This is a genomic window from Nocardia sp. NPDC059240, assembly GCF_042753865.1.
In the GTDB taxonomy this organism is placed as follows: Bacteria; Actinomycetota; Actinomycetes; order Mycobacteriales; family Mycobacteriaceae; genus Nocardia.
This window is the reverse complement of sequence record NZ_JBHZAC010000019.1, coordinates 49254-61761: the sequence shown is the minus strand read 5'-3', so window position 1 is coordinate 61761 and position 12508 is coordinate 49254. Positions and strand designations below refer to the sequence as shown.

Sequence of the window (12508 nt, the reverse complement as noted above, 5' to 3'; positions counted from 1 at the left end):
GCCTCCGATGACTGTAGACGCTCACGTGCATATCTGGGACATCGACGGAGGAAAGTTCGACGTCGAATACGACTGGCTCACAAATACATCGGATGTCTTGTTCCGGACCTACACCCTCGATGACCTCGAACCACAACTGCCCGAATTCGAGGTCGACGCACTCGTGCTGGTGCAGGCCGCCGACTCGCTCGCCGAAACTCGCGCCCTGATCGACGCCGCCGAGCGCGCGCCCCTCCCGACCGCCGTCGTCGGCTGGCTGCCGCTGCACGACCCCGTCTGCACCGCCGCGGAACTGGATCGCCCACCGCATCCGGCGCTGGTCGGCGTCCGGCACATGATCCACCGGGACCCGGACCCGGCATGGCTGCTGCGCCAGGAGGTTTCGGAGAGCCTGGCGCTCATCGCTGAGGCCGGGCTGGTCTTCGACGCGGTCGCCGAACGCCCCGATCTGGTGGCGCAGATTCCGGTGGTCGCGGCGGCACACCCCACGCTCACGATCGTCCTCGATCATCTGGGCAAACCGCCGATCGCCGAACGCGGCCGGCAGCCGTGGGCCGATCTGCTGGCGCAGGCGGCGGCATGCCCGAATGTGGTGGCAAAACTCTCCGGCCTGGCCACGGCCTCCGCGCCGGGCTTCAGCGCCGCGGACTGGCAGCCCTACGTCGATCACGCGCTGGCGGTGTTCGGGCCGGAACGGATTCTCGCGGGCGGGGACTGGCCGTTCACGCTCACCGCCGCGTCGTATCGCACGGTGTGGCAAACCACGTTGGACACGTTGACCGCGCTGTCTCCTGCCGACCGCGCAGCTGTGCTGTCGGAGACCGCGCGCCGGATCTACCGGCTGCCCTGATCGACCCGAAAGAACTGCCCTGATCGACCCCGACGAATCCGAGGACATGAATGAAACTGCAGCGCGTGGGAGAACCCGGCCGGGAACGGCCGATCCTGGTCGGCGAGGACGGGCATGCTCATGACCTGACGCCCCTGACCTCCGATATCGACGGCGACTTCCTGGCGGGCGGCGGAATCGCCGCCGCCGCAACCGCACTCGCCGCCGGTCGGCTGCCTCGTATCGACATCACCGGCCGCCGCGTCGGCGCGCCGGTCGCGCGCCCCGGAGCGGTCTGGTGCATCGGCATGAACTACGCCGCGCACGCTGCCGAATCAGGGTCCTTGCCGCCCGAGCAGCCCGTCGTCTTCTTCAAGACCCCCAATACCGTGGTGGGCCCGTACGACGATGTCCTCATCCCGCGCGGTTCGGATCGCACCGACTGGGAGGTGGAGCTCGCGGTGGTGATCGGTGCGCGCGCCCGCTACCTCGACTCGCCCGACGAGGCGTGGAAGTGCATCGCCGGGTACACCATCTCCAACGATGTCTCCGAGCGTCGCTTCCAGCTCGAGGAGTCCGGTGGTCAATGGTCCAAGGGCAAGTGCTGCGAGACCTTCAACCCGCTGGGCCCGGCCCTCGTCCCGGCCGCCGAGCTCGATCCGAAGGACCTGCGGCTGCGCTCCTTCGTCAACGGCGAGCCGCGGCAGGACTCCAGCACCGCCGATCTGATCTTCGACGTCGCGTACCTGGTCTGGCACCTGTCGCAGTTCGCGGTGCTGGAACCCGGTGACATCCTCAATACCGGCACTCCCGAGGGCGTCGCCCTCTCCGGCCGCTTTCCCTATCTGTGCCCCGGCGATGTCGTCGAGCTGGAGATCGAGGGCATCGGCCGCATGCGCCAGCGCGTCCAGGCCGTGAACCTGCCGTAGCGAAGCGGAGGCAGATTGGACACAGTGTCTGGTTTGGGAGGGATGGGCGGCACGTCCGATCAACCTGACCTGTAATTTGAAGGAATGGTTCGGCCACCGACGTCTCGTTCCGCTGTTCCCGGTGTCGGACGGCTCGGTTTGCTCGAGCCGTCGGCTGCCGACTCTCTGCGAGAGTTGGCCTGGGACAACGTCGACAGTGTTCCCCTGCTGTGGGCGCTGTCGCGTTCCCCCGACGCCGATCTGGCGCTGCTGACCCTGATCCGGCTGCGCGAGCAACTTGGGAATGATTGGGCCGCACTGGATTACGAGCTGCGGCGTAATACGGCGCTGCGCGGGCGGCTGCTCGCCCTGATCGGGTCGTCGAGCGCGTTCGCCGATCACCTGGTCGCCGACCCGCCGGCCTGGCAGCTGCTGAAGCGGCCGAAGCTGCCGCCGCGCGAGGAACTGCTCGCCGATCTGCTCGAGGCGGTCAAGGCGGAGGCCGAGATCGGGCCGCACGCCGGGCCCATGCTGTACCGCGCCCAGGTGTCCGGGCCCGAGGCGATTGCCCTGCTGCGCAAGCGGTATCGCGATCAGCTCATGCTGCTGGCCGCCATCGACCTGGCCGCCACCGTCGAGAACGAACCCGTGCTGCCGTATCAGCAGGTGGGGCAGCACCTCACCGATCTGGCCGATGTGGCGTTGACCGCGGCGCTGTCGGTGGCCGTGGCCCGGGTCTGCGTGGATCGGGAGGTGCCCGCGCGGCTGGCCGTCATCGCCATGGGCAAATGCGGTGCGCGGGAACTCAATTACGTCTCCGACGTGGATGTCATCTTCGTCGCCGAACCCGCCGACACCACCGCCACCCGGCTGGCCGCCGAGATGATGAGCGTCGGCAGCGCCGCCTTCTTCGAGATCGACGCGGCGCTGCGGCCGGAGGGCAAGGCCGGGGCGCTGGTGCGCACCCTGGACTCGCATATCGCCTACTACAAGCGCTGGGCGCGGACCTGGGAGTTCCAGGCGCTGCTCAAGATGCGGCCCGCCACCGGCGATCTGGAGCTCGGGCAGCAGTACCGCGAGGCATTGATGCCGATGGTGTGGGCGGCCTCCGAACGGCCCGACTTCGTGGCCGACGTGCAGGCCATGCGGCGGCGCGTCGAAGACCTGGTGCCCGCCGACCTGCGTGAACGCGAACTCAAACTGGGGCACGGCAGTCTGCGCGATGTCGAATTCGCCGTGCAGCTGCTGCAATTGGTGCACGGCAAGGCCGACGAATCGCTGCATGTGCAGGGCACCGTCGAGGCGCTCACCGCGCTCGCCGACGGCGGCTACGTGGGCCGCGACGACGCCGCCAACCTCACCGCCTCCTACGAATTCCTGCGGCTGCTCGAACACCGCCTGCAGTTGCAGCGGCTCAAGCGCACCCACACCCTGCCCGCCCCCGAGGACGAGGAGGGCATGCGCTGGCTGGCGCGGGCCGCGCACATGCGACCCGACGGGCGGCAGGACGCGGTCGGCGTCCTGACCAGCGAGATCAAACGCAATGCGGTGCGGGTGCGGCGGTTGCACGCCAAACTCTTCTACCGGCCGCTGCTGGAATCGGTGGCGCGCATCGACGCCGACAATCTGCGGCTCAGCCCCGAAGCGGCGATCCGGCAGCTGGCGGCGCTGGGGTACGTGGCCCCGGAGAACGCGCTCGGACACCTGAAGGCATTGACCGGGGAGGTGGGGCGTAAGGGCCGGATTCAGGCGCTGCTACTGCCGACCCTGCTCGAATGGCTCGGTGAGACACCGAATCCCGATGCGGGCCTGCTCGCTTACCGGCGGGTGTCCGAAGGGCTCGACAACGAGATCTGGTTCCTGCGCGAACTGCGCGACGAAGGGGCCATCGCGCAACGGCTGATGATTGTGCTCGGCTCCTCGGCGTACCTGCCGGACCTGTTGATCAACGCGCCCGAAACCATTCGCATGTACGCCGACGGACCGGACGGGCCGCTGCTGCTGGCCACCCAGCCCTCGGATGTACATCGCGGAATCCTCTCCGGCGCAGGACGATACGACGATCCGAAACGCGCGGTCGCGACCGCACGCTCACTGCGCCGTCACGAACTCGCCCGCGTCGCCTCCGCCGACGTCCTCGGCATGCTGGACGTGCCGCAGGTGTGCGAGGCGCTGTCCTCGGTGTGGATCGCCACCCTGGAAGCCTCGCTGCAGGCCGTGATTCGCGCCAGCGAGGCCGAACTCGGCAGGCCCGCGCCCGCCGACTTCGCCGTCATCGGGATGGGCCGCCTCGGCGGCATGGAACTCGGCTACGGCTCCGACGCGGACGTGCTGTTCGTCTGCGATCCGCGCCCCGGCGAGGACGAGACCGTCGCCGTGAAATGGGCGATCAGCGTCGCCGAACAGGTCCAGCGCCTACTGGGCGCGCCGAGCACCGACCCGCCGCTGCAGGTCGACGCCGGCCTGCGCCCCGAGGGCCGCAACGGCGCCCTCGTCCGCACCCTCGCCGCCTACGCCTCCTACTACGAGCACTGGGCCCAATCCTGGGAAGTCCAGGCCCTACTCCGCGCCCACCAGGTAGCCGGTGACCGCGAACTCGGAATCCGCTTCCTGCGCACCATAGATCCCATCCGCTACCCCGAGGGCGGCATGTCCCCCGACGGCGTCCGCGAAATTCGCCGCATCAAGGCCCGAGTCGACTCCGAACGCCTCCCCCGCGGCGCCAACCCCGCCACCCACACCAAACTCGGCCGCGGCGGCCTCGCGGACATCGAATGGACCGTCCAACTCCTCCAGCTCCAACACGCCCACGAGGTCCTCGAACTCCACAACACCTCCACCCTCGAATCCCTCGACGCCATCGAACGAGCCGAACTAATCGACACCGCCGACGCGGCTCTCCTCCGCGACGCCTGGCTGACAGCCACCAAGGCCCGCAACGCCCTGGTCCTGGTCCGAGGCAAACCCGCCGACCAACTCCCCGGCCCCGGCACCCTCCTCTCGGCCATAGCCCGAGTAGCAGGCTGGCCCACCGACGACGGCAGCGAATTCCTAGACCACTACATGCGCGTAACCCGCCGAGCCAAAACCGTCGTAGAACGAGTCTTCGGCGGCGAATAACCCGCCGACTGGCACATTCTGAAGCCCAAAACCGGACAAACCTCACCAGAATGTGCCACTCGGCGATGGGGGCGATGCCTTCTTTCCGTCAGAATGCACTGGTGCAGAGGCATTCTCGGGTCGCTCCTCGTGATGGAGACATCCGATTGCCGAGCGCGGCGATGCCCGGGGCGGGCCGCCGAGTGGCACAGTCTGGCGCCGAAACCGGGCAAATCCCCTCCAGGATGTGCCACTCGGTGACGGGCGGTGCCCGGGGTGGGCGGCGGGACTTCGGCTCCGATGCTGGGTGAGACGCGGGAAGTCGTCGGCGAATAGCCTGCCACTTGGTGATTGGGCCGTGGAGACTCTGGGCGGGGATCAGTCGTTGTTGTCGGGTAGTGGAGTGAGGTCGTATCGGGCGGCGGGGATTTCGGCTCCGAGGGTGGGTGGGACGCATGGGGGTGGGGCGCCGAGGAGTTCGGCTTGGCGGTCTCGGATGAGCCAGGCGGGGGAGCGGTGGAGGAGATCGGAGTCGCTTGCGGGGCGGCTGCCGGGCGCGAACATGCCGGGTGGTGTCGCCGAGGTGGCGGTGTCCGTGAGCGGGCCCGTGGGAGTTCGGGGCTGCGTGAGGGTTTCGGGATTGGCAGGTCCCGGGTAGCTGCGACCCGGGACGGGGTCGCTGCGGGCGGGGTCGGGGAAGGCGGGGCCGGGGGTGGGGTTGACGAGGTTGGGGCGTGGCCATTCGGTGGCCGGTTTGGCAGCGGGCGTCGGCCGTCCGGTCGGGGCGGGTGGGGCGGCGTCGGGATTGACGGCGGCGGGGCGGGTTTCGATGGCGTCCTGGGGTGGAGTGGATTTCTGCTGATCGGCCCCGATCGCGCGGTTCGAGGTTCGCCCAGCGGAGTAACCAGAATCGGCGGTTAGGGTGGCGGGGCTTGGAATGTTTTGTGCGGCGGCTGGTTCGGGGGCGGCCGGTCGTTCGGGCTGTGCGGTGCTCGGCACGTTTCGGGCGTCGGTGGCCGGGAGCGTGGTGGCTGGTGCGTACGTCTTCAGGTCCGAAGAGGCTGGGCTGCTGCCGCTCTCGGCCTGCCGTTCGCGGTCGGCATCGACGGCTGCCCGAGTCATCACGTTGAAGGCGGGGATTCCTGCTCCGGCAGGTGGATAGATCGGGGTGTAGTTGGCGTCCAGGGCAGCCAGGGCGATTTGGCGGAGTTCTTCTCGGATGTTCGGGGAGGCTTGGGGCAGGGGTGGGGGGACGGTTTTGCGGAGGGCTTCGGCGCCGTAGGCGGCGGCGAGGATGCGGTGGCCGGTGCTGGTGGCGATTTCGGCGAGGTCGGTGGCTTCGGTGACGAAGCGGCGGGCGGCGGTGTCGGCGGCGTCGGCCATTTCGCCGGACATGCCTTCGGAGAGGGCGTTCTGGACTGTGGCGTGCAGGGTGGTGAGGGCGCCGAACACGCTGTCGGCGAGGGTTACCCAGACCTCGGAGGCGCGATGCATGTCGCCGGGGTTCATTGCTTGGACGCGGTCGTGGATCTGCTGGTGCGTGAACGCGGAGAACTGTTCCAGGTGGTGGATGTAGTCCGGGTCCAGGCCGCGTTCGGCGATGCGTGATTGCTCGTGTTCGGCACCCGATTGGCTCATTCTCGCCCTGCGCCGCAATGCTTCCGGATCCATCGACGTCCTCCCCCTACCCGGCCTCTGCATCCTTGGACGCCGGGTAGGGGGAGCGGGTTCCCGTGGTGGTCAGCCGAAATACCAGTGGCGGCCGATGGTCCAGCCTAGGAAGCGGCGGCCGGAGCCGTCGCGTGCGAGTCCGGTCGGGGTGAAGCGGCCGCCGTCCAGGATGTGGGCGAGGCCGTCGATGACCGGGGTCAGGCGTGGGGTGGAATGCTTTGTCAGCCAGGCGAGTTGGTTGCGCTGGACTTCGGGGTCGCAGTAGCTGAGCAGGAAGAGGGCCTGACGCCAGGCGTAGGCGGCGTTCTTCACCGCGATGAGGGCTGTGTGCCAGTCGGCGGGCTGGTTCAGGCGTTGAACGAGCCATACGAGGTTCCGGTGCGCGAGTTGCGGTGCGGTTTCCCGCAATCGGGATTCCAGGTCCAGGGCGTCGACGAGGACGGCCAGGTTGTGGGTGGTCAGGATCTGGCTCTGCTCGAGCAGCGCGCCGTTGCGGGCGACGTAGTTCTCGCCGGTCCCGGCCTCGTTGGCGCGGCGGGCGCAGAGTTCGGTGAAGTCGGCCGCGGTGGCCTTGCCCCAGCGGATCTCGGTGCGGACGTTGGTGTTCCAGTCGGCGACCGTGGGCAGGTCGTAGTAGCGCTGGTAGAGGGTGCCTTCCAGGGTGCGGCTCGCGACCATGGCTGCCGCGCGCCACTTTTCGGTGAAGGTGCCCTGGAAGATGTCGGCCGCCACTTCCTCGACCAGCGGCAAATGCAATTCGGCCTGCTGGGAGAGCGTGTGGAATTCGCTGACCAGCGGGTTCGGCACGACCGCCTCGGGAAAGGACCCGATCGTCAGCAAGGTCGTCTGCCGCAACAGCATCCGCGCGGCTTCCACCGACCCGCCAGGCTGACCGTCCGGAGCCTTGGTACGCAGGGCATGCATAGCTGTCACCCAGGGCAATTCGTCGATTCGTACCTGTCCCCGGAGTCGCAGCAGGAGGAGGCTGCGACGGCGGCGGAACGCCGTGTACACCTGCTCGTAGAGGCTCGCGGCGTCCGGGTCGGTGAAATCGGCGGCCAGCAGGCGGGAGGTGAGTTGTGGGAGCACCGCCGCCAGAACGTCGCCGGAGCCGATGATGCCGCGCCGGATCAGCTCGTCGGGCGAAGCCTCCAGAGCGCGGATCGCTTTGTCCTGTAAATGCGGCGGGAACTCGGTGCCATCGGGAATCTCGGCCGTGCCGCCGCGCCGGGTGCCGACCCTGTCGTCCGCGCCGATCGGCGTCGTCACCGGCTCCAGCGAGGGCAGCCCGCCGTCGGAGGGGAAGCGGTCCAGGCGATTCGCGAGCACGGTGGCGAGATCGCGGTACAACGGCGCGGCGATGGTGGCGAGCTGCTCGCCACGGGCGGATTCCCTTGCGGCACCGCCGGGTTCGCCGTGCCGGGTCAGCGTGTTGGCGAGGGCGAGGCGGACCCGCCCGGCCTGCTGAGTGGTCAGCAGCCGGTCGCCGATCCCGTTGTGCTTGTCCGGGACGGTGAGCAGCGCTTCGTACAGCCGGGTGAAATTGCTCCGGCGATGGGCATGGCGGCCCCGGAACCCGAACTCGTCGCGGGCGACCGCGAAATCCTTCAGCCAACGGGCACGTTCGCCCAACCAGTGCGCGGGCCGGACCGCGCCGGGATGATCGCCGGTCACCGCACCGGTCGAATCCAGGCGCGGCAGGTCACCGTCGACGGTGGCGCACCACAGCGCGACCAGGCGGTCGTAGAGCGGCGTCCACACCTCGAGGGTGGTCCGCATGAGCGTCAACTGCTCCGGGGTACGCACCGCGCGCAGGGCGTCGGCGGCCTGGCCGACCGACGCCACCCGCACCAGCGCGCCGCCGGGCCGGGCCACCGGATCGAAGGTGGGTGTGAAGCGCAGCCGCGAGAAGTACGGCCGCAGTTCCGCGATCAGATCGAGGGCCTGCTCGGGAAAACCCCTGTCCAGCAACAGCACAACGGTCAGGAGCGCGGCATGCTCGGGAATGTCGATCCGATAGTGGCCGGTGCGCAGGGCTTCCCGCAGTTCGGCCTGTCCGGCGTCGCCGAGATACCAGAGGTTGAGGCGCTCGCGCGGGTTGCTGCCCGGCACCTGCGCGGGTAGTGCCGCATATCGCCGTGCCTCATCTTCGGTCAATGGCGCTTCGGAGACCCCACGGCCCGTGGCGAATCCGCCGTGCGCGACCTCGAGTGTCACCCACACGGGCAGGTCGGCGACCGGCGTGCGGCTGCCGACCCGGACCCGTCCGGTGTTCAGGCCGTCGAGCACCGTGCGCCACCGTTGCGCCTTGGCCTCGGCGCGCTTCCGGTCGGCCCTGTTCGCGTCGGCCCGCGTGATCGCGGTCAGCGCACGCGACAGCTGACCCGTCGCATACCGCTGTGGGCCGCCGCTGAAAGCCTGATCGGACAAGGAAACTCCTGATTGCATCGGAAGACCTGGTCGCGAGAATCGAACTCGCGCCCTCCCGGTCTCGAGCCGGGTGCTCTGCCGCTGAGCTAGACCAGGATTGGCATGGAGGCGGGATTCGAACCCGCGCCCTCCCGGTTAAGAGCCGGGTGATCTACCGCTGATCTACTCCATGTCGGCGTCCGGATCGTAGCCGCAATCACGCGAAATGCGCACGGGCATTTCGGTCTCAACGTTTGCGGGCCTGCAGGGTGTAGGACAACGGGAGGCGTTCGCGGTGTTCGAGCAGCCGCCATTCGCCGTCCTCCCCGCACTCCATCCGGCCGGGCAGTGCCTCCCACGGCACGCTGTCGTGCTCGATGAGCTGGGTGAGATTCAGGTCGGCCTGCAACAGCGCCTCCACGATTTCACCGAGGCCGTGATTCCATTCCTGGGTGGTCGTGTGTTCGACGACGGAATCCGTTGCCACATAGGTGTTCTCATCGGAGAACTCGGTCGGGTCGGGGGTCTCGAAATAGGGGTAGCCGATGGTGAGCGCATCGGTCCGGTTCTCGTCGATCGACCAGAGCACCGGATGACCCTCGCGAATGAACAGCAGCCCACCCGGGCGCAGTAGACCGGCCACCGTCTCGGCCCAGCGATGAATGTCCGGAAGCCAGCACAGCGCACCGATACCGGTGTATACCAGATCGAATTTCGCCGAGCCGAGCACGGATACGGCGTCGTAGACCTCGGCCTCGACGAAATCGATGGGCGTGGACGAGGTTTCGGCGATCTTGTGGGCTTCGGCCAGCGACACGGAGGAGAAGTCGAGGCCGGTCATGGTCGCGCCGAGGCGTGCCAGCGAGAGGGTGTCGGTACCGATGTGGCATTGCAGGTGGACGCCGCGCAGGCCGCGAATATCCCCCAGGCGTGGCACATCGAAGCGGACCACCTGGCTGAGGAAGGACGGGTCGTTGCGGAAGCTTTCCACGGCGTAGTCGCCGGATCCGGCGTGCAGGGGAGCCCGGTCGTCCCAGTTCGCGCGGTTTACTCGGCGATAGTCGCTCATGATTGTCGACTGTGCCACGGAATGGGTGACGCTCCCAGCTGATTTTCCGGCTGCGTGTCGTGAACGGCACGCCGAATCGGGGTGTTTCGTGCGCATTCTCCTTGCGAGACCGGGGACTCGGGGCGATCTCCGGATGGATACTCGGTGCAGGCGGTACGCGGGAGGCATGATGGGGACATCGCGGGTGCGGTCGGCGCTGGCCGTCATGCTTATCGTGGCGGCGGTGGCGCTCACCGGCTGCGCCAGTGTGAAAGCCCCGGCCGCGCAGGGTGTTTCGGCTCCGGTCACCACCAACCCGTGGGAGTTGGCCGGACAGGCCACCGCCACCGGTCCCAGCGGCCCGCGCCCGGGTGTGCCCGACGCCGATCTCACCGCCGAGAACGGCGACGGCGGCAGCATCGACAAGCTCGCCCTCGATGCCATCTCCGATATCGCCGACTATTGGAAAGGTCAGTACGCCAAGACTTTTCCCGGCACGTTCACCCCGGTAACCCGCTTCATCTCCTGGGACTCCACCGCGTCGCGCGCCCAGGCCGTGGAGTTCTGCCGCAGCAGCACCTTTCAGGAGGTGAACGCCGCCTACTGCACCGTCGACAAGACCATCGGCTGGGATCGCGGCACCCTGCTGCCGGAACTGGTGCGCAAGTTCGGGCCCATGGCGGTAGTCATGGTGTTGGCCCACGAGTACGGGCATTCGGTGCAGGCGCAGGCCAGGCTCAACGGCCTGCTCACCGCCGGTGTGGTGCGGGAACAGCAGGCCGACTGCTTCGCCGGGGTGTTCCTGCGTGCGGTGGCGGAAGGCAATTCGCGGCACTTCACCCTCAACACCACCGACGGGCTCAACGGGGTGCTGGCCGCCGTCATCTCCTTCCGCGATCGGGAACCCGGCACGGGTCAGGACGAGCACGGGACCGCGTTCGAACGGGTCACGGCCGTGCAGATCGGTTACACCGACGGCGCGACCGGCTGCGCCGGCATCACCCGGGCCGAACTGCAGAAGCGGCGCGGCACCCTGCCCACCAGTTTTCAACCGGGAGACAAGGAACGGCAGCTCCCCGTCGACCAACCGGACCTGGCGTTGATCGCCGCATCGCTGGCGAAGAATTACCCGATCCAACCGCAACCGGCCTTCGACTACGCCGGTGTCAGCCGCGGCTGCCCGAATGTGACCGTCACCCAACCGGTTTCGTACTGCCCGAGCGCGAATGTCATCGGCACCGACGTCCCGGCCCTGGCGAAACGGGCCGTCGCCGGGGACAAAGGCGACCTGTTGTCCGCCATGGTCGCCGGCGACTACAACGCCTTCATCGTCTTCGTCTCGCGCTACATGCTTGCGGTGCAACAGAATCGGCAGCTGACCATTACCGGCGCGGAGACCGCTGGCCTGCGGGCCGCCTGCTTCTCCGGCGCGTACAGCACCAAGCTCAGTCAGCCCGGCAGCGACCTGCAACTCACCGCCACCGACCTCGACGCCGCCATCTCCGGCCTGCTGTCGGACGGTCTCGCCGCCGCCGACGTCGACGGAAACATCGTGCCCAGCGGCTTCGTCCGCCTCGAGGCGTTCCGCACCGGCGTCCTCGACGGCGAGAACGCCTGCCTCAGCGCCTACCGGTAGCTCAGGCGGTGGGAATATGCGCCTCGACCCAGTGGGTCAGGTCGGAGATGACCTTGTCCTGCTCGGGCTCGTTGTAGATCTCGTGGTAGAGGCCGTCGTAGCGGATGACGGTCTTGTCCTTGGACGCCGCGCCCTGATCCACCAGATCGGTGCCGGTGGGTGAGGCGAGCCCGTCGGCCGTGCCGTGCTGCACCAGCAGTGGGGCGGTGAGGCGATCGAGGTGGGCCTTGACGTAGTCGCCCGCGCGCAGCATCTCCCCGGCGGTGCGAGCCGGGACGCCGCCGTGATGCACCAGCGGGTCCTCGTCGTACGCCTTGACCACCGCGGGATCCCGGCTGACCAACGTCGAATCCAGCTTGATCACAGGCAGATTCGGCAGGAACCGCGACACCAGCGGCGCGGCCAGCCGCTGCACGGCGTTGCCCGCCGCGATATCGATCGCCGGGGCGGACAGCACGACGCCGTTCACCTCCGGCTGATCGCGGACCGCGAAATAGGCGGTGGTCAGTCCGCCCATGCTGTGTCCGATCACGAAGCTCGGCAGCCCCGGATGCCGTCCGGTCGCGGTGGCGAGCAGGGTGCGGACATTGTCGGCGGCGGTGTCGAGCGAGCCGATATTCGCCCGCGGGCCCTCGGATTTGCCGTGCCCGGTGTGGTCGAGGGCGTAAACGGCGACACCGGAATCGGTGAGCCGTTGCGCGACATGCGTATAGCGGCCCGAATGTTCGGCGTACCCGTGCACGATCACCGCGACGGCACGCGGTTCACCGTCGGGCAGCCACGCCTGCCAGAACACGCGGCCACCCGCGCCCTGGAACTCGCCGGTCTCGGTGCGGGTCATCGGTCCTCCATTCGGAACGGGCACGAGAATCAGGCACAGCCTCGCATGATTCAGCCACAGCCTCCCA

General features: G+C 68.4%; 8 protein-coding genes and 2 tRNA genes. 4 read left to right on the top strand and 6 right to left on the bottom strand.

All coding sequences use genetic code 11. The features are described from left to right. Window positions 1-7: 7 nt before the first annotated feature. The 3 genes from ACFXHA_RS42720 to ACFXHA_RS42710 all read left to right on the top strand — a co-directional run bounded on the left by ACFXHA_RS42720 (window position 8) and on the right by ACFXHA_RS42710 (window position 4857). Window positions 8-850 (top strand): amidohydrolase family protein, encoded by an 843-nt coding sequence (locus ACFXHA_RS42720; protein ID WP_379366691.1) that lies wholly within the window; start codon window positions 8-10, stop codon window positions 848-850. Between the two features lie 50 nt (window positions 851-900). Further along, the gene (locus tag ACFXHA_RS42715; protein WP_379366689.1) at window positions 901-1758 is read left to right on the top strand and encodes a fumarylacetoacetate hydrolase family protein; all 858 of its coding nucleotides are present in this window, start codon (window positions 901-903) and stop codon (window positions 1756-1758) included. A gap of 84 nt (window positions 1759-1842) precedes the next feature. Further along, window positions 1843-4857 (top strand): bifunctional [glutamine synthetase] adenylyltransferase/[glutamine synthetase]-adenylyl-L-tyrosine phosphorylase, encoded by a 3015-nt coding sequence (locus ACFXHA_RS42710; protein ID WP_379366687.1) that lies wholly within the window; start codon window positions 1843-1845, stop codon window positions 4855-4857. Window positions 4858-5214: 357 nt separating this feature from the next. On the opposite strand, the gene ACFXHA_RS42705 is transcribed toward ACFXHA_RS42710, so the two are convergent. The 5 genes from ACFXHA_RS42705 to ACFXHA_RS42685 form a co-directional block, all read right to left on the bottom strand. Then, the gene (locus ACFXHA_RS42705; RefSeq protein ID WP_379366685.1) at window positions 5215-6474 is read right to left on the bottom strand and encodes a hypothetical protein; all 1260 of its coding nucleotides are present in this window, start codon (window positions 6472-6474) and stop codon (window positions 5215-5217) included. A 102-nt stretch (window positions 6475-6576) separates the two neighbouring features. Then, window positions 6577-8937 carry a hypothetical protein gene (locus tag ACFXHA_RS42700; protein WP_379366683.1) on the bottom strand — a complete coding sequence of 787 codons (2361 nt, stop codon included), beginning with the start codon at window positions 8935-8937 and terminating at the stop codon, window positions 6577-6579. Window positions 8938-8961: 24 nt separating this feature from the next. After that, window positions 8962-9033 (bottom strand) — tRNA-Ser (locus tag ACFXHA_RS42695). Window positions 9034-9037: 4 nt separating this feature from the next. Continuing rightward, window positions 9038-9109, bottom strand: a tRNA-Lys gene (locus ACFXHA_RS42690). Window positions 9110-9163: 54 nt separating this feature from the next. Further along, on the bottom strand, window positions 9164-9985 hold the full coding sequence (locus tag ACFXHA_RS42685) for a class I SAM-dependent methyltransferase (protein ID WP_379366681.1): 822 nt from the start codon (window positions 9983-9985) through the stop codon (window positions 9164-9166). Between the two features lie 169 nt (window positions 9986-10154). Here ACFXHA_RS42685 and ACFXHA_RS42680 point away from each other — a divergent pair, with 169 nt between their 5' ends. Continuing rightward, complete coding sequence (locus ACFXHA_RS42680) at window positions 10155-11600, top strand: metallopeptidase (RefSeq protein WP_379366679.1); 1446 nt, start codon at window positions 10155-10157, stop codon at window positions 11598-11600. Window position 11601: 1 nt separating this feature from the next. Here the strand turns inward: ACFXHA_RS42680 and ACFXHA_RS42675 are convergent, their stop codons facing one another. Beyond that, entirely contained in the window at window positions 11602-12441 is an 840-nt protein-coding gene (locus ACFXHA_RS42675; protein WP_379366677.1) for an alpha/beta hydrolase, read from the bottom strand. Window positions 12442-12508 lie beyond the last annotated feature (67 nt).